Annotated in this window: 12 protein-coding genes; 1 reads left to right on the forward strand and 11 read right to left on the reverse strand. The window is 35.6% G+C overall.

What is annotated here, in order from left to right; genetic code table 11:
• Positions 1 to 123: 123 nt before the first annotated feature.
• The 4 genes from polA to ACXR6G_RS05145 form a co-directional block, all read right to left on the reverse strand.
• Positions 124 to 2,919, reverse strand: coding sequence for a DNA polymerase I (gene polA, locus ACXR6G_RS05130; RefSeq protein ID WP_458360328.1), 2,796 nt, complete (start codon positions 2,917 to 2,919; stop codon positions 124 to 126).
• 78 nt (positions 2,920 to 2,997) lie between these two features.
• On the reverse strand, positions 2,998 to 3,573 hold the full coding sequence (locus ACXR6G_RS05135) for a hypothetical protein (protein ID WP_458360329.1): 576 nt from the start codon (positions 3,571 to 3,573) through the stop codon (positions 2,998 to 3,000).
• A gap of 79 nt (positions 3,574 to 3,652) precedes the next feature.
• Positions 3,653 to 4,099, reverse strand: coding sequence for a 6-pyruvoyl trahydropterin synthase family protein (locus ACXR6G_RS05140; protein WP_458360330.1), 447 nt, complete (start codon positions 4,097 to 4,099; stop codon positions 3,653 to 3,655).
• Positions 4,100 to 4,143: 44 nt separating this feature from the next.
• Positions 4,144 to 4,443: an ArsR/SmtB family transcription factor gene (locus tag ACXR6G_RS05145; protein WP_458360331.1), complete on the reverse strand. Its 300-nt coding sequence runs from the start codon at positions 4,441 to 4,443 to the stop codon at positions 4,144 to 4,146.
• 314 nt (positions 4,444 to 4,757) lie between these two features.
• On the opposite strand from ACXR6G_RS05145, the gene ACXR6G_RS05150 reads away from it, so the two are divergent.
• The gene (locus tag ACXR6G_RS05150; protein ID WP_458360332.1) at positions 4,758 to 5,741 is read left to right on the forward strand and encodes a polyprenyl synthetase family protein; all 984 of its coding nucleotides are present in this window, start codon (positions 4,758 to 4,760) and stop codon (positions 5,739 to 5,741) included.
• A 7-nt stretch (positions 5,742 to 5,748) separates the two neighbouring features.
• Here ACXR6G_RS05150 and ACXR6G_RS05155 read toward each other — a convergent pair whose 3' ends face one another.
• From ACXR6G_RS05155 to ACXR6G_RS05185, 7 genes are all read right to left on the reverse strand, one after another.
• Positions 5,749 to 7,596 (reverse strand): PAS domain S-box protein, encoded by a 1,848-nt coding sequence (locus ACXR6G_RS05155; RefSeq protein ID WP_458360333.1) that lies wholly within the window; start codon positions 7,594 to 7,596, stop codon positions 5,749 to 5,751.
• 282 nt (positions 7,597 to 7,878) lie between these two features.
• Positions 7,879 to 8,778 (reverse strand): deoxyribose-phosphate aldolase, encoded by a 900-nt coding sequence (gene deoC, locus ACXR6G_RS05160; protein ID WP_458360334.1) that lies wholly within the window; start codon positions 8,776 to 8,778, stop codon positions 7,879 to 7,881.
• 482 nt (positions 8,779 to 9,260) lie between these two features.
• Positions 9,261 to 13,847 (reverse strand): cadherin domain-containing protein, encoded by a 4,587-nt coding sequence (locus ACXR6G_RS05165; RefSeq protein WP_458360335.1) that lies wholly within the window; start codon positions 13,845 to 13,847, stop codon positions 9,261 to 9,263.
• A gap of 97 nt (positions 13,848 to 13,944) precedes the next feature.
• Positions 13,945 to 14,421 carry a hypothetical protein gene (locus ACXR6G_RS05170; protein WP_458360336.1) on the reverse strand — a complete coding sequence of 159 codons (477 nt, stop codon included), beginning with the start codon at positions 14,419 to 14,421 and terminating at the stop codon, positions 13,945 to 13,947.
• A 12-nt stretch (positions 14,422 to 14,433) separates the two neighbouring features.
• The gene (locus ACXR6G_RS05175; RefSeq protein ID WP_458360337.1) at positions 14,434 to 15,012 is read right to left on the reverse strand and encodes a DUF2589 domain-containing protein; all 579 of its coding nucleotides are present in this window, start codon (positions 15,010 to 15,012) and stop codon (positions 14,434 to 14,436) included.
• Between the two features lie 16 nt (positions 15,013 to 15,028).
• Positions 15,029 to 15,541 (reverse strand): DUF2589 domain-containing protein, encoded by a 513-nt coding sequence (locus ACXR6G_RS05180; protein WP_458360338.1) that lies wholly within the window; start codon positions 15,539 to 15,541, stop codon positions 15,029 to 15,031.
• A gap of 463 nt (positions 15,542 to 16,004) precedes the next feature.
• Positions 16,005 to 17,717: a LuxR C-terminal-related transcriptional regulator gene (locus tag ACXR6G_RS05185; protein ID WP_458360339.1), complete on the reverse strand. Its 1,713-nt coding sequence runs from the start codon at positions 17,715 to 17,717 to the stop codon at positions 16,005 to 16,007.
• Between the last annotated feature and the right edge of the window lie 82 nt (positions 17,718 to 17,799).

Below are 17,799 nucleotides of genomic sequence, written 5' to 3' on the forward strand. Positions count from 1 at the left end.
TGCGCTCATTTGCGAAATCATCGGGAACATTTTTCGTGCATTTCGGCTCCGCTCAATGACCGAAAAAAAAGTGGTGCCTGCATAGAGCAAACACCACTTTCGTATTTTCTTTATTTAGTTCGATCAGTGAGCTTCTAACCAGTTCTCTCCTACTCCCATATCAACGGTTAGTGGAACGCTAATCTTAACAGCATTCTCCATCTCCTCGCGAAGAATCACTTTCATTTGATCAAGCTCAGACTTTAAGCAATCGAAGTTCAATTCATCATGCACTTGAATCAGCATCTTAGACTTCATCCCTTCAACTTTCATTCGATTACTGATACCAATCATTGCTAACTTAATCACATCAGCAGCAGATCCCTGTACGGGTGCATTAATAGCATTTCGTTCTGCAATGGAACGCATCATACCATTACTCGAGTTGATGTCCTTAAGGTAACGTCGTCGACCTTTAATAGTCATCACATATTCATTCTCTCTTGCTTCAGCAACAGACTTATCCATAAATTCTTTGACACCTGGGTAAGATTCAAAATAACCCGTAATCAAAGCCTTGCCTTCCTTACGAGATATCTTAAGATTTTCAGCTAATCCGAAGGCTGAAATACCGTAAATAATACCAAAATTGGCAGACTTAGCATGCGAACGCATATCGCTAGTCACCTCTTCAAGAGGTAATTTGTAAATTTTTGCAGCTGTTGCCTGGTGGAAATCGGCAGCGTCATTAAAAGCATCAATCATCGCCTTATCCTGACTCATATGTGCCATTAAGCGTAACTCAACCTGAGAATAGTCAGCTGATAGGAATGTATGATTTTCATCAGAAGGAATAAAGGCTTTACGTACATATCGTCCTTGAGGTGTACGAATCGGAATGTTCTGAATATTCGGGTTAATCGAACTCAAACGACCTGTAGCCGCTTCAGCTTGCTTAAATGAAGTATGAATACGTCCCGATTTTTGATTGATATAAGTTGGTAAGGCCTCCACATAGGTCGAAATTAACTTTTTCAAACCACGGAAAATCAATATCTTCTCTATAATTGGATGCTTATCCTTCAACTTGCTTAGAACCTGCTCCGAAGTTGAGAACTGACCTGATTTAGTCTTCTTAGCTTTTGAATCTAGAGCCATATGTTCAAATAAAACCTCACCCAGTTGCTTTGGCGACGCCACATTAAACTCCTTACCAGACATTTCGAGAATCTCCTTCTCAATAACATTTACTTCGATGTTCAATTCACCTGCATAAGCTTTTAGCATAGGCACATCAATCTTCACACCTGTAAATTCCATATCAGCTAAGATCAGAAGAAGCGGCATTTCCATATTATAGAATAAATCAAGGAGTTCACTATCGGTCAATTCTTTTTCCAATGCTTCAACCAATTCTAAATTCACCAAAGTTTCTTCACAATATTTGTCGTGCTTAATGGGTTCAGGTTCCAACATCAGACTCAACTGAGCTTGCTTTTTCTTCTCAGGCTTCTCTTCTTCCATCAATTTGTATTGAATACTACCTTGAGCAATATTTACCAATTCATGTTTAACTTCAGGCTGAATCAAATAATGAGCAATCATCGTATCAAAAATTGGCCCCTTCAATTCTATACCACACCAACGCAAAGCCAAAATATCACGTTTGATGTCGTGAGCAATTTTTAAGATATTTTCATCCTCAAAAATAAATCGAAACTCTTGGGCCACTTTTTTCGCTTCAGAAGCATCTTGAGGAAATGGAACAAAAAATGAACGGTTATTTTTGTAGGCAAAAGCCAATCCTAAGATTTGAGACTGATTAGGATCCGTATCACTCAAAATTGTTCTAAATGAGAAGGATTTTTGCACACATAAATCAGCTCTCAAATCAGCTCTAACTGCCGCATTATCAAGCACAAAAAACTGTGCTTTTAGGTCTTCAAGCTCCCTGAGAATGATTTCTTTTTCTTCTATCGTGCTCTTACCCACAGATTTCGAACTGTCAGAAGCATCATCATCAGTATTATCTATCGATTTATTATTTGCATTAGACAAAACCTTTTCTCTTAGAGAAAAGAACTCCAACTCAAGAAAAACGCCACCTAATATCTCTTCGTCAATATCTATCAGTTTACATTTTTCATCAGCATAGTCGATAGGCACATCCAATGCAATTGTTGCCAATACTCTCGAAAAACGAACTTGTTCTTCTGAATTGACAATATTTTCTTTCTGCTTACCTTTTAGCTTTTCTGTATTTTCATAAATCCCATCGATGGATTTATAAGCTGCTAATAATTTTTGAGCCGTCTTTGGACCAATGCCTGGACAACCCGGAATATTATCGGCAGAATCACCCATCAAACCTAAATAGTCAATTATCTGCTCTGGGTCTTCAAGGCCAAAATTGCTTAAGATTTCTGGAACGCCTAAAACCTCTGTTTCATTACCAGAACGACCAGGCTTAAACATGAAAATATTTTCACTCACCAATTGGGCATAATCCTTATCAGGTGTCATCATATAAACCGTGAAACCTTGCTTTTCAGCCTTCTTTGCCAAAGTTCCTATTACATCATCAGCTTCATAACCAGCAACCTCAATTTCAGGAATATTAAAGCCTTTAATTATTCGCTTGATATATGGCAAAGAGTTTCTCAAATCATCAGGCATAGGTGGTCTATGGGCCTTATACTCCTTAAACATTTCGTGACGAAAGGTTTTACCTGCCGGATCGAAAACAACAGCAATATGAGATGGTTTTTCTTTCTCAAGAATATTCAATAGCGTATTGGTGAATCCCAACATAGCCGAAGCATTTATCCCCGTTGAGGTGTATCTAGGGTTCTTTATAAAAGCATAATACGAGCGGTAGATCAAAGCAAAAGCATCGAGTAAAAAGAGCTTCTTATCAGGATTATTATCTGATGAATACATATATTATAAGTGTGTTAATGACGATTAGTTGTAGCAAAAGTACGAGAATTATTTTGTGCCTTTATTGTGAATGAAAAATTATTGAATGCCTTTCAACCAATCTTCAATTTCAATTAAAATATCTTCTTGCTTAATTTCTTTCCTATGAAACTGACTAGCAAATAAAACCAACTTCTTAGAGTTTGATAATTCCAGATCGTTTGCACAAAAATTGCCAAAGCGAAAAGCATCTAGAACTAGGGCATCTTTCAAAATTTTAAATAGGAAGAGAGCTTCATCTCTATTTTCGGTTTGGTATTCGTCTATTTTATTTTGAATCTCATCCATATTAAGAGATTGGCATTGGATTAAGAATCGGCATCGTTCATTATTAAAACAAGACTTCCCTAAAAATTTGTGTTCAGTTAATTTTTCATAGGATTTAAGTCCATAATTCGAAACCATCTGATTCTCTTCTCTGCCAATACCAGCAAATAGAGCACAAAATTTCAAAATTTGACGTGGAGCAGCACCAAGCTTTTCAAACTCAGCTAACCTATCAACCATTTTATATACCCTAAAGGCATACTCAATACCATATGCCCCAGTTGGGAAAAGTCCAAGCAAAGGATTAACTGGTTTTATCTGATCGAAATTGAAAGAACCTGGAATCATCTTGATAATTATTTTAAAAATACGGGTACAAAAAAGTCCGGAACAAAACCGGACTTCAATTTATATATTTTCTTTTGAATTAGTTATCCTCTGCAAACCATTCAGCAAAAGATGTTGCTGTCTCGTGAAGTTTTAAGGAATGTAATTTCACATCTGCAGGTAAACGATTAATAATGCGTTCTGCAAAATCAGCAATCATATTCTCACAAGTTGGCTGGTAATCGAAAACAAAGAATCGTTCGAACATCTGAGGAATATTCAACTGCTCAAGCATTGGTGTTCTATCACTAAGAACAAGAGCATGATCCAATTTATCTACGATCTCAACATTTACGATTCTTTTTAAATCTCCAAAATCCATCACCATCCCTAGCTTAGGATTATTTATATCTGCAATGGGTTCTCCAATAACAGTTACGTATAGAATATATGAGTGTCCGTGAATATTCTTACACAAACCGTCATAATTCCATAAGGCATGCGCCATTTCGAATCGAAACTCTTTTGTTAATCTAACTTTTGCCATCCTTTAAATCATAAAAAAAACCAGTATTAACCGGTTTTTAATTTTTATCCATGTGTACAATTGCTGATACAATCAACAATATTACTTAAACTACAGTGTTTTAGGAAATAATAAGTATTCTTTCCTTCACGTTTAGATTGTAAAACGCCCTTATCCTTAAGAATACCTAAATGATGCGAGGTTGTTGATTGTTCAATTTTCAACAACTCATGTATCTCAGTAACCGTCAGCTTCTTACCATCATCAAGATAGCCTAAAATTGCAATTCTCATTGGATGAGCTATTGCCTTTAGCATATTGGCTGCTTGTTCTAATTTTTCCGGTTCTAATTCGCTAATCTTCATACACTAAACTTAAACTTGTATTTAATAACTATGCAAATATATAAATATATTCCTTAAGAAAGATAAGTCTCATATCGAAATAGTTAAATTAGTTACTTTGATGCTAATTTATGGGTATTCTGAATAGGTTTTCTACTAAAATATGTTGAAGAATATATTTTTACATCAAAAACACAGCTTCTCTTTTCAATATAATATCGACACGAAGTCTAATTCCATCTACAGACTATTAATTGCCATTTAAAGACTAAGACATCTGAAAATTTATTTTTTTTTTAGCCATTGAAAGCACTAAATTTTTACCTTTGGTTGCTATGAGTAAAGCTTCTAAATTAAACACCATAAAGGCTCCTATTGAGAAAGAGTTAAAAGAATTTGATCCGTATTTTCGCAATGCTATGCGGACCAAAGTTCGCCTACTCGATGTCATTAATCGATACATTATCAAAAGAAAAGGTAAAGAGATGCGGCCTATTCTGGTGTTCTTATCTGCTAAACTTTGTGGAGAGACCAATCAATCGACCCATACGGCTGCGACGCTTACTCAGCTTTTGCATACAGCTACCTTGGTACACGATGATGTGGTTGATGAAGCTTATGAAAGAAGAGGTTTTTTCTCGATTAATGCGCTTTGGAAATCTAAAGTTGCCGTTCTGGTTGGAGATTTCCTTTTATCTAAAGGCTTACTAATTGCTTTGGATAATAATGAATTTGGCCAGCTCAAAGTTGTGTCTGAATCGGTTAAAGAAATGAGTGAAGGTGAGCTCTTGCAGATTGAGAAATCGAAGAAACTCAACATTACAGAAGAGGTTTACTTTGATATCATTTACAAAAAAACAGCGAGTCTTATTGCAGCCTGTACACAATTGGGTGCCTTATCGGTAAATGCTGATACTGAAACCCAAGAAAGAATGAAACAATTTGGGGTCAATTTAGGCATTGCCTTCCAAATTAAGGACGATCTATTCGATTACGACAAACAAGCTGCCATTGGAAAACCAACAGGTAATGATATCAAGGAAAGAAAGCTAACTCTTCCCCTCATAGCAGTATTAAGAGATTGTTCTCCTAAAGAGAAAAGATGGGTGCTTAAAACCCTTAAAAAACACAATAAGGATAAGGATAGAGTTCAAGAACTCATCAAGTTTGTAAAAGATAAGGGTGGTATTGACTATACACGAGAAAAAATGTTGGAGTATAAAGCTAAAGCAGATGCTATATTAATGACTTTCCCCGATTCTGAGATTAGAAATGCTATGGTAGCACTAGTTGATTATACAATAGAAAGAAAAAAATAATAGAAGCTTATTTCTTTGGAACGGTAAATGAAAAACAGCTTCCCTTACCCACTTCACTCTCAACCCATAAGTCGCCATTGTTCGTATCAATGAATTCCTTACACAGAATCAAACCCAGGCCTGTGCCCGTTTCCATATCAGTTCCTACACTGGAATATTGATTATCCAGATCAAAGATTCTAGCTTGATGCCCTTGGGATATTCCTTTACCATCATCTTTTACGGAAACACAATAATTATTCTCTTGCTCAGTCAGTTGAACATCAACATTCCCATTCATATAGGTGAATTTGACTGCATTAGCCAATATATTTCTGATGATTGTATCAGTCATATACTTATCCGCAAAAACATAATGACTTTTATCTGGTTTAAAATTTAATTCAATCTGCTTTTTATGAACAATTGGTTGAATTAATTTGATGTTTGAATTAATCAATTCAACTAGATCAAATTCCTGTGGTTGCCATTTTATACTTCCCCTTTGCGATCTTGACCATTCCAAAAGGTTTTCAAGCAAATCATATCCCTGGCAAGCCGATGCGTGAATAATTTCAGCAAATTCCTGAATTTCGTTTCTAGTTAGATCCTCATTATTTAGTAGATACTCCGAGAGTGTTCTTAAAGACCCAAAAGGATTCCTAAGATCATGAGCAATAATTGAGAAAAACTTGTCCTTCGTTTTTAAAGCTTCTTCAAGCGCTTTTTCACTCAATGTACGAGTTGACACATCGCGAGCAACAGCTAGTAAATAAGGAACTTCACCTTCAGAATCAAACTCTGGAATAAGCTGCCATTCAAAATAGAGCTGATTGCCTTCTACGTGAATTGAAAAATCAATTATATCAGTAATTCCCGATTCAAAAACCTTATCGATTTCTTCTTCCCACAATAAACACAAATCGTTAGGAAAGCCCATTTCATGGTGTGTTTTACCAATAAATTTTTCAGGAGCTATACCCAAGACATGCTGAGAAGCTGAATTTACAAATACATGACGATGCTCTCTATCAAAGCGCATCACTAAATCATTGGCATTTTCAACTAAAGAGCGAAAACGAATCTCACTTTCCAAAAGTTCCTTCTGAGCAATTATACGCTCTTCAATATTTCTTATTGTAACAAAAAATACAGTTTTGTTATGGTATTGTATTGGAGATGAACTGGATTCTACAGGAATTAATTTGCCAGATTTAGAAATTAAATCTGTTTCGAATACTGCTCCTTTATCTCTTTTTATATTCTTAGTTCTTTCTTCAAAAGTAAGCGAGTTAGTTGGGTCATCAATATCAAGAATTGTCAAGCCAGAGAACTCTTCCGTTGAATATGAAAGCATTTCACATAGCTTACTTGTAAATTTCAAAATACGCCCCTTACAATCTAAAATTAAAAGCGCATCTCCAGTCGATTCAAAAAGTTGCTCATAAAAAAGATCCGTCTCTTTTAAAGCCAACTCAAAGGGTTCAATATAATTTAGGGGATTAATGATATCAGTCTTACAAATCCTATCATTATTCTCTAGTCGATTCTGAAGAAAGTACCAGGCTGATTTCATTGAATTATTAGTGGAAATTGAACAGTCTTCACAAGGCTGGTCTGATCCACAACAAACAGAATGACACTTCTGTCCTATAAGAGCATCCTGCTGATTTTCAACAAACTTATTTCTCTTATTATTTATAGAAAGTAAATTAAAATCATTGTCAACAACCCCAAATAATTCTGATAAATACTTAGAATCAGATTGACAAGGTGATCCTGCTTGAGCCACCTCAAGCTTTTGCTTGAGCTCAAGAATCTCATCCTCTAACATCCGGACTTTATCTTCGTTTTTCAGATTTGTATCTAATTTCATTAGATTAGAGAGTTAATTCAAATATCTTAAATTCTATGTTTTTTAATAGCTCATCCGTCTCTCAAAAACATGACTAGATCAGTTTAAAAAAACTGAATCATTTACATCAAGCTGACTATATTGAAAGATGAATGGACATATTCTGATGCTAAACAGACATTTAAACAATGAATGAAATTACATAATATTTAATGAGATACAAATATTAAGTTCATTTATTTTGTTAAAAATAAAAAAAGCCGGAATTACCCGGCTTTTATCTCAATTATATAAGTAACAGAATTAAAAATACTTAATCTCTTTCTCTTCTCCTGTTTCCAATTTATGAATCTCAGTCAACAAACTATTAGCTAGACTCGAAGCTCCAATTCTAGACCACTTGTTATTCAACCATTCCTCACCTAAGTTATGCTTCGAAATCGAATAGAACTCAATCGCATCTTTGGCAGTAGAAATTCCTCCAGCTGGCTTGAAACCTACCATCCGGCCCGTTTTTTCATAGTACTCAGTAATTACCTGAGTCATGATATAAGCAGCTTCTAAAGTCGCATTAACAGGCACTTTCCCTGTCGATGTCTTAATGAAATCAGCGCCAGCCTCCATTGCAATAATAGATGCCGTACGAATATTTTCAGCCGTTTTTAACTCTCCTGTTTCAAGAATAACCTTCAAATGTGCTTTTCCACAAGCTTCTTTCTGAATTGCAATTTCATCAAACATAGTTTGATAATGTCCCTCAAGAAAAGCTCCGATAGATATGACAATATCGATATCGTTAGCCCCTTTTTCAACGGCCATTTTACATTCCAATGCTTTAACTTCAACGTATGATTGAGAAGATGGGAAAACACCTGCTACAGAAGCAATTCTAACGCCCTCAGCTTTTAAGTTTTCATTTAATGTAGGTACCTGGTATGGATATACACAAATAGCGGCCACATTTGGCATGTCAAAATCATTCTGGAAGTTATTTACATTGTCAGCAAAACTTTTAGCCTTTGCGTGCGTGTCTGTAGAGTTCAGTGTCGTTAAATCTATGAAAGAAAAATTCTTCTTTAGATTTTCAATGGTGTACAAAGCCTTATAATCTTTGTCTACAATTGATTTGACATTAGCCTTTACTTCTGCATCGCTAATCTTAAGATCGTATGATTTTAAGATTTCTAAAATGTCTCTCTTCATAATGTATGTAAATAATTAATAACCAGTTGCGAATCGTTATTCGCTGATTTTTCCATTAATACTCTCAGCCTAAACGGCATAGAATATGTTCTTTCAAGTCACAAAAATAGAATAATTTTAACTCATCCCCTATTTCTATTGCATTAATTTACTTTGGGTTAATAGAAGAATGAAGGCTAGGGTAATGACAAAATGAATGGAAAATAAGAGATCCGCTCTTTCAGATTTACAATCTGGAAGATTCTAGTTGGGGATTTGTAACCCCTCGTAAAAAAATAGTCATTAAATGCGATTGTAAATCGCCAACTCCTTATCCCCCAGATAATATATCTGGGACAGCAATACTAGACAAATGATTTTCACTAATTAATAATCCTATCTACAAAAACTTGAAGAAGCTGATTGCCAAGTAGAAGATTTCAAATAAAAAAGCCAGAGCCATCATAATGACGCCCCTGGCTTAACCCTAACTAAACGTATTACTATTTCTTAACAATTTTATAAGTTTTTCGGCTGCCATCATTATCAATCATTAGCAAATATAAACCTGATTGCAGATGCTGAAGCGATTTGCGTATATTGATTTCCTCTCCTATACTTTGATACGATTCCTTAAATATTAGTTTCCCAGTCAAAGAATACAAGGCTATACTTAGCTCTTCTCCTTTGAATCCTGAAAGGTCAATGTGCAACTCGTTGGCCACCGGGTTAGGATAGATATTGACCGTGCTTGCTGTAAAATCAGGTTCAATTCCTGTAATAACTTCTACATCAATATCGAATTCCTGTTGAATGGTAAATTCAGAATCACTAGCTTCCAAAATCACATGATAAAGCCCTCCGCGAGCAGGTGTGCCACTAAGGGTACAAGTACCATCTCCATTATCAACCAGATTTAACCAATCTGGTTTCTCAATAGCGAGCAGGCTAATGGCGTCACCATCAATATCCATACATTCTACCGTATAAACATATTCCACTGCCTCTACGCCTTCGGTAATGGCTTCAGATGTAAAGATTGGAGCATCGTTTGCATCTGTTATGTCGATGCTGAAGATCTGTTTGTGACTTAAACCTGCTTGATCACTCACTGTAATTTCAACAGAGTAGCTATTTTGATTTTCGTAATCGAATACCGCTTTGCTGACTAGTTTGTCTCCTGCAATCTCAAAATTCGCATTTTCCGCTATGGTGTAAATGAAGCTTTGACCAGCATCAACATCGCTAGCTGTTAGCGTTCCCACTTCAATTCCAATTGCTGAATTCTCAGCAATTGTTGCATTTGAAAGTTGAATAGCACTTGGTACTTCGTTTATATCTTTTACATTGATACTTACAGTTTCGACAGAACTTGTGTTGATTCCATCGCTTACTGTCACAGATAAGGTGTAACTGATGTTCGTTTCAAAATCAAGCTTTGTGTTATCAGCAATAGAAATTTCACCACTTGCTGTATGGATAGAAAAGATTGCATCTTCATTTCCACTAGTGATTGTCCAATCACTAAAAGTTGCTGAAACATCATTATCGCTTGCTAAAAGCTGACCTACAAGATCCGTATTTTCAGCATTTTCATCCACTGAGAAAGTACTTGCATTTACAATCGGAGAAAACTCATTGATATCATCAATCAAAACGATAATAGTTTCTTCTTTACTGGTATTAGTTCCATCACTTACTTTAAAAACCAAATCGAATCTAGAGTTTGCTTCACAATCTATTACACCAGGATTATTAATTCGAATTTCACCTGTGTTAGGATCTAACACAAATGCACTGTTCGTATTTCCTCCAACCCAAGAAAACGTAAATAAGGATGTTGGTGTTATATCCCCATCTGTAACTTCAATAGTTGCAAGCAATGTGCCTTGTGGACTATTCTCTTTAATATGAAATACTTGATCTTCTGAAATCACAGGTGCATTGTCATTTAGATCTGCCACATTAATCGTAACATTTCCTATTGCACTTAGATAATCTCCATCACTAAGTCTAATTTGAAGTAAGTAACTCGGTTTATTTTCAGCATCTAAATAGGTGTTATCCGCTATTTTTATCTCCCCACTCGTTTCATCAATACTAAAAATTCCATCAGCATCGGTTCCTCCAAATATATTCCAATTTGAAAATGTAGTTCCAGCATCACCATCTGTAGCCAAAATCTTTCCAACTGATGTTCCATTGGCAATATTCTCATTCACTGTGAAACTTTGATTACCAATTATAGTAGGCAAATTGTCATTCAAATTACGAATATTTATGATAACTTCTTCTTCTAAACCAAAATCTGTTCCATCAGAAACTTTTATCTGTAAGATGAGATTTTGAGTTGTTTCATAATCAAAATCTAATGGATCGTTAACTGTTAATTCTCCTGTATCAGGATGAATTGCAATAGCATTATTACCGTTACCGTCAAGATCAACGAAATTAGTGATAGTCCAGTTTCGATAAATTGTTTCTGATATATCAGCATCTTTTACAGCAAGATTTCCAATTACAATACCCTTTGCTGGGTTTTCATCCAAGCTGAAGGTTTGATTCGCTGCGATTACAGGACGGTTATCATTTAGATCATTAAGCTTAATTGTAATCGTCTCTGGTTCGGATACTAACTCTCCATCACTTACTGTAATTTCCAGAAGAAATTTATCTGTATTTTCCCTGTCTAGAGCAAGACTGTTATTTACCGAAATTTGGCCGTTTAGGGGATTAATTGTAAAAGCATTGTTCTTATTACCATTCGTGATAATCCAATCTTTCAAATCTTCAGACTTACGATCTACGTCGGTAGCTTTTATGGTTCCAAAAATATTATTGTCATTTAGATTCTCATCGATCGTAAAGACTTGTGATACAGCCACAATAGGAGCATTGTCGTTGATATCATTTACATTGATATTAAGAGTTTCAACAGAACTAGTATTCATGCCATCGCTAACTGTTACCGATAAAGTATAACTAGTAGTTGCTTCAAAATCAAGATTCGAATTATCATTAACAGTTATCTCACCAGTACTTGCATCAATCGCAAAAACAGATTCATCATTACCGCTTGAAATTGTCCAGCTACTAAAAATCGTTCCTGCATCAGCGTCGGCAGCCAACACAGTTCCCAAGCTTGTCGTATTAGGCGCATCCTCGTTTACTGAGAAAATTTGACTGGCTAAGACAATTGGAGTATTGTCATTTAAATCCTGAATTGCAATGCTAAAGTTCTGTATAAAACTTAAACCGTCTTGATCGGTCACTGTCATCTCAACCGAATAACTGTCTTTAGTTTCGTAATCAAATTCTGACTTTGAAACCAGTTTGTCTCCTACAATTTCGAAGTTCGCATTTTCGGCTATCGTGTACGTGAAACTTTGATTGGCATCTTCGTCGGTAGCCGATAAGGTTCCAACATCGGTTCCAATTACAGAATTCTCGGCAATTGTAGTGTTTGATAACTCAATTGCTGTTGGTGCATCGTTAGCATCCTCTACTGTAATAGTAAAGCTTTGTTTATGGCTTAATCCATCTTGATCAGCAACAGTAATTTCTGCAGAATAATAATCTTTTGTTTCAAAATTTAAGGCTGCTTTTGAAAGCAACTTGTCTCCTGCAATCTCGAAGTTCTCATTTTCGGCTATTGTGTAGGTGAAAATTTGGTTTGCATCAACATCACTGGCTGTGAGTATGCCTACTTCAGTGCCAATTGTTGAATTTTCTGTTATCGTGTTTGCAGAAAGTTGAACTGCGCTAGGTTCATCATTAACGGCAGTTATTTCAAAAATAACTGATGTAACACTGGAAGTCATTTCTCCGTCGTTAGTCGTAAACGAAATTGTTCCTGCATTTGTACCATTTAAATTAGGTGTAGGTGTAAAGGTGGCAGCATCCAATGCGGCATTAAGTGCAGCAAGCGTACCAGCTGCCGTAACATTTGCTGTTCCATTACCACTACCACCAAAAGTGATACCTGCAGTTCCGATAGTCAGCTCTCCCCCACTTATATTAAATATTACTATCTGATCGTCTCCATCAACATCTACAAGCTGAATATTATCGTCTAAAGAAATATATGTAGCATCTTCAACTACAGTTGGTGCACTTGGCGCAATGGCTGTTGGCGCTTCATTCACGTCGGTAACCTGAATCGTAAAATTTTGTTTATGGCTTAATCCATCTTGATCAGCAACAGTCACTTTTACTGAATAGCTATCCAAAGTTTCGAAATCGAAGGCTGTTTTGCTGATTAGCTTGTCTCCCACAATCTCGAAGTTCTCGTTTTCAGCTATTGTGTATGTGAATTTTTGGTTGACATCAACATCACTGGCATTTAGTGTTCCCACTTCGGTTCCAATTGGAGCATTCTCTGTAATTGTAGCATTTGACAATTGGATTGCTGTTGGGGCTTCGTTCACATCATTAATCGCAACATATAAATTGTATGAAGTACTCAATCCTGACTCCTCTGCTTTTACAGTTAAAGGGAATTCAAAAAAAGAATTTTCTTCAAAATCAAGTTTTAATTTTGTATAAATCTTATCATCAATTATTTCGAAATATTCATTATCAAGCATACTTAATTTAGCAGGATCATGACAATCACTCAAAACCCAAAAATATGGAGCTATATCCATGCCTATTTTACTATCTTCATCAACATTAAGCGAACGGAAATTCACAATACTCGGTGGATCCGGTAAATTATTTATTTTAACATAATACCTCTTCGTCAATGACTTTCCATCATTAGTTGTTACCTTAATATCACCACTCCATGGCGTGTCACATAATGGATTTACCGTTGTTAATACAAATTTTGCATATAGTTTATTTCCCATAATTTCAAAAGGGCATGGATAAAAATTACTATATACTATTTCATAAGTACAATCCGCATTATCATATCCAATAATTGAGAACCCTATATACACAGTTTCAACTGGTACCTTTTCGTCAATGGCAATATTCATTTCTAAAGGAAGGAAATCTTCTGGTGTTAGTTCTTCCTGAGCTTTTATTGAGAATGTTGAGATTAATTGAATTAATAATAGAGGAACATAACGGATATATTTTTTCATAATATTTGATTTTTTTTAAAAGTAGAATACAACTTACCTCAATAAATTACTCATCTTATAATATATACTTGTTAATGGAGTTCAAATAAAAATGTAACTATTGATTAAATCCATTCGTTTGGCTTGCCAACATGCGCCGTCTATTTAGCCAATCATCTGTAATATTTCGATCACCCTTAGATTCATTACAACTGGCACAGGATACAATCAGATTCGATGGATCATTACATCCAATATAAACTTCCCAAGCTCTCAGGTTTCCAATATTATTTTGATTATTTACAAGACTAAGGCAGTAATCTTGCCAAGAAACTTTGTGGTCTATATGAAATCGCTTACTACTCATATCATAATACCAATTGCAATAAGGACATCTTATCCAATATGTATTTTCATGTAAAACCCTATCTCTTATCCTTATATACTCTATAATATTTTTATTAAAACCGATACGCGCATAATTTTGATGCCATTCGCGAAATCTAATTCCGTCAAATGGATCAAAATCATTATATTCGAATGTAATTTGAGTAACTCGATTACGTGCTATTAATCCGAAATTATTAAATGCCATTTCAAATTAATTTTATTTATTGATACTCAAAGGCGCTGTACAACTAGCCATAATATCCATCAGCTTGCTCAGGCCTTCGGTAGGTGGTTGCTGGCGCGCCGAAACACTTACCTGGTATTTGGCTGTTTGGTTAGTGGAGCGGGTATTCTCTCTGCTTGAGGAAACTTTACCATGTACGTCAACATTACCTTTTCCAAGGAAACCTAATTTAAAATCGGCATGCGCCTTAATATCAGCTTCTTTCTCTTTAGTTGATTTATTTGATGTGGCAGCATTCACCTCCATTTGAAAGTCAATGTGCACATCATCAATTAATAAGGAAGGAATAGGAACCAAGCCAAGAAATGGCGCTTGCACTTCAATATCGGATGTTTGAATGCCTTCGGGCGTTTCTACCGGGCGTTGCAAATTAAATTTCAACAAATTGGGTTTATCAAGGTCTCCCTCCTGAAACCCAAGTTGTGTTATAAATGTATAGGCAGATTGTGCCAATTGGAATTGTGAATCGCATGCTGCTTTCAGTGGAGCTCCAATTAAGTCACTCATGGGCAAACCTTGCATTTCGGTTGCTAAGCCTTTTTCTTCAGCCATAATTTTGGGGTTTTATTTAAAGATTAGGATTATTGTCGTTATCATTTTTCGCTTTGTCCGAAGGATAATCTTCTATTGGATGAATTCTTTTGTCAAATTCATCAACAATCCTAGATACACCTTCAGGTTGTTTCGTTGTTTTAAATTTAATTTTTACAGCCACCACATTAGTAGTTCTTTCGCTAGGTGTAAAGTCCATCGTAAAACTCGATCGATCAACATCCATATCATCCGTTTTTAAATTTTTCATCTCAATCGAATTGATCTTTGCACTGAATTCAATATCCATTTCATCAATACACAGCGAACTCTGATTGATTACAGAAACCAGCGGTACATCCAAAACCTTATCTTCACTAATTCTAATCTTCTTGGTAATTGGATGACCATCTTCCTTAAAATATTTATTCAATAGATGGATGTGATGCTTCTCCAGAATCTCCTGTGCTGTATTCACGGAATGTTGCATCCCTCTCATAATATCGGAGAGCGTATGTGTGTTATGTGATTTTTTATTCCAGAATGCCATATCTTGATTTTCATAGCGCTTAAAGAGCTGTATTTTTCAAAACTCTTCTTCACTATATAAATTCATTTTGGCAAAGACAGGTTTAACCCTTGATGCCATCACGAAGTGAATTGAACAATACAAATCTAATTTATGAAGTGAAAATATTGCCTAGTTATGATTAAAAAAATCAATCACATAAGAGACTCACAACATGTATCATAAGGCAAATGTAGTAGATATGACGTACCCCCAATTTTGCGATTTACTACAAAACAGAAGTCGTTATTTAAGTAAAGCTAGTAATCCTGACAGGATTTAAGCGTGGTGGTTTTTGTGAGTTTGGCGTGGGACAGAATTCGATTATTCTTATAATTTTGAACCACTCCCTATCGTAAATTCGGGTACTCTCCTCCCTTCGACTCCGCTCAGGGTACAGAAAAGGGAACGAAGAGGATAAAGTGATGGTGTAATCAGATAAGATTTAGAATTTTTGGAAGAAGCTGTTTAGATCGGTTCCTTCGGCTACGTTTAGTTTTTTTCTTAATCGGTGTCTGGCTGTTTCAACAGTACGAGGAGACATGCCATTTATGGCTGCAATTTCTTTACTGGTTAGATTGAGCTTGAGGAAGGCGCACAATCGCAGTTCTTTTGAACTCAGATCAGCGTGTTCTTTGGTGAGGTTTTTATAAAAATCAGCGTGTACTTCTTTGAAACTCTTCTCAAAATCGTTCCAAACTTCATTCTTTTTGCTCACTCTAATTTCAGAAATCAAGTTTTGTAAGGCTTCTTTTAAATCAGCTTTTTTCAGATATTCCATCGCTCCCACTTGCTGCGATATCTCATTCAGCAAGTTGTCGTTCTGAACAAAACGCAAGGCATTCATTGTAAGCGTCTTGTTATGATGTATGATATTGTTTTGCAAGATCGAATTTTTATTTATCAGAAGATGCTGTTTTTGCATATAGACCATTTTTCGCAGACGGTTCACTACTATAGCAACAATCAGTAAAATGATTGTAATTAAAAATATACCCAGAAAAAGGGCTAGTCTAAAATGGCTCTTGTGTTGTTCTTCTGCCAGTTGGGCTTCCTTTAGTTCGTAATTGTATTTTGTTGTTAAGGCAGTCACTTCTTTGTTAAGGTAGGTTTTAAATAAGCCTTTTTCTATTGCATACACGCGTTCCAAATATTTTTTTGCAAGTCGGTAATCACCAATAGAATCGTAAGAATCTGATAAATGCTTATAGGTCTTGCGATATATTTGCGGGTACTCCTCTCCTTTTCTTATAGTCAATAAGTGTTTGCTTGTAGCAATGGCTTTATGAAATTGACCTTTTTTCTGATAAGCACTGTTTATATTGTTTGAGGTATTCACGTAATTGGCGTAATCTCCAAGCTCTTTAAAAGTTTGTGCAGCTTGACTCAGGAAAATAACAGCACTGTCAATTTCTGATCTATAGTGCATCATAAAATGCCCTAGCTGATTGTAAGAAGATGCTTTTAAGCCCTTAAAATTATACTGTTCGGCAATTTGGGCAGATAACTTGGTGTATTTAAATGTAGAATCCAAACGATTAAAACTTGGTTCATTGTAATTAAATGCTCCTGTGACACATTCATCATAGTACGAGGCAAGGCGTCCGTATAAATTACATCTATTTTGAACGGACAAATCTCTTTCTTTTAGCAAGTCATAAAGTAAATCAAAGCCAATTTTGAACTGTTTTTTAACTCTGTGGGCTTCGGCTATTCTAATTCTGCAATAGTGTTGCTTATTGCGATCGTCAGTTTTTAAAAATAATTCCTGAGCCGCCATCAATTGAGGAATCCCAACACATACATTCGAGTTTGACGAATTCATACTTCCCAAAAGCATTAATATTTCCGCCTTCTGCGTCATATTCTCAGGATAAGACTGGCTAAGCTTTTCCAGGCATTTGTTGAGAATAAGCATAGTCGTATCAATGCTCTGCAGTTGACACTTGGCTTTGGTCTCCAGAAACTCAATTCTAATTCTCTGAAGATTGTTTAAGTCAGGGAGGTTTTTAAGATGCTCAATACTATTTGAACAGCTATCAAAATTGGATATCAGGCTGGCTTCACCCCGATCGTATATCAGATCAAAGTCCGTATTACTTTGTGATAAAGAGAAAAAGGGAAGAAAAAATAGAGATAGGTATAGGCTTAGCTTCATTTAGAGATTTATGATTGAATGATCATATTAACTTGAAATCACTTAATCAAAACTAATAAATATATTGATCAATTCACATTTC

The sequence above is a fragment of the Ancylomarina sp. YFZ004 genome (assembly GCF_054254355.1).

Bases quoted from the DNA above. Each gene is read 5' to 3' on its own strand.
- polA (WP_458360328.1), bottom strand. From the start codon at position 2,919: ATGTATTCATCAGATAATAATCCTGATAAGAAGCTCTTTTTACTCGAT.
- ACXR6G_RS05135 (WP_458360329.1), bottom strand. From the start codon at position 3,573: ATGATTCCAGGTTCTTTCAATTTCGATCAGATAAAACCAGTTAATCCT.
- ACXR6G_RS05140 (WP_458360330.1), bottom strand. From the start codon at position 4,099: ATGGCAAAAGTTAGATTAACAAAAGAGTTTCGATTCGAAATGGCGCAT.
- ACXR6G_RS05145 (WP_458360331.1), bottom strand. From the start codon at position 4,443: ATGAAGATTAGCGAATTAGAACCGGAAAAATTAGAACAAGCAGCCAAT.
- ACXR6G_RS05150 (WP_458360332.1), top strand. From the start codon at position 4,758: ATGAGTAAAGCTTCTAAATTAAACACCATAAAGGCTCCTATTGAGAAA.
- ACXR6G_RS05155 (WP_458360333.1), bottom strand. From the start codon at position 7,596: ATGAAATTAGATACAAATCTGAAAAACGAAGATAAAGTCCGGATGTTA.
- deoC (WP_458360334.1), bottom strand. From the start codon at position 8,778: ATGAAGAGAGACATTTTAGAAATCTTAAAATCATACGATCTTAAGATT.
- ACXR6G_RS05165 (WP_458360335.1), bottom strand. From the start codon at position 13,847: ATGAAAAAATATATCCGTTATGTTCCTCTATTATTAATTCAATTAATC.
- ACXR6G_RS05170 (WP_458360336.1), bottom strand. From the start codon at position 14,421: ATGGCATTTAATAATTTCGGATTAATAGCACGTAATCGAGTTACTCAA.
- ACXR6G_RS05175 (WP_458360337.1), bottom strand. From the start codon at position 15,012: ATGGCTGAAGAAAAAGGCTTAGCAACCGAAATGCAAGGTTTGCCCATG.
- ACXR6G_RS05180 (WP_458360338.1), bottom strand. From the start codon at position 15,541: ATGGCATTCTGGAATAAAAAATCACATAACACACATACGCTCTCCGAT.
- ACXR6G_RS05185 (WP_458360339.1), bottom strand. From the start codon at position 17,717: ATGAAGCTAAGCCTATACCTATCTCTATTTTTTCTTCCCTTTTTCTCT.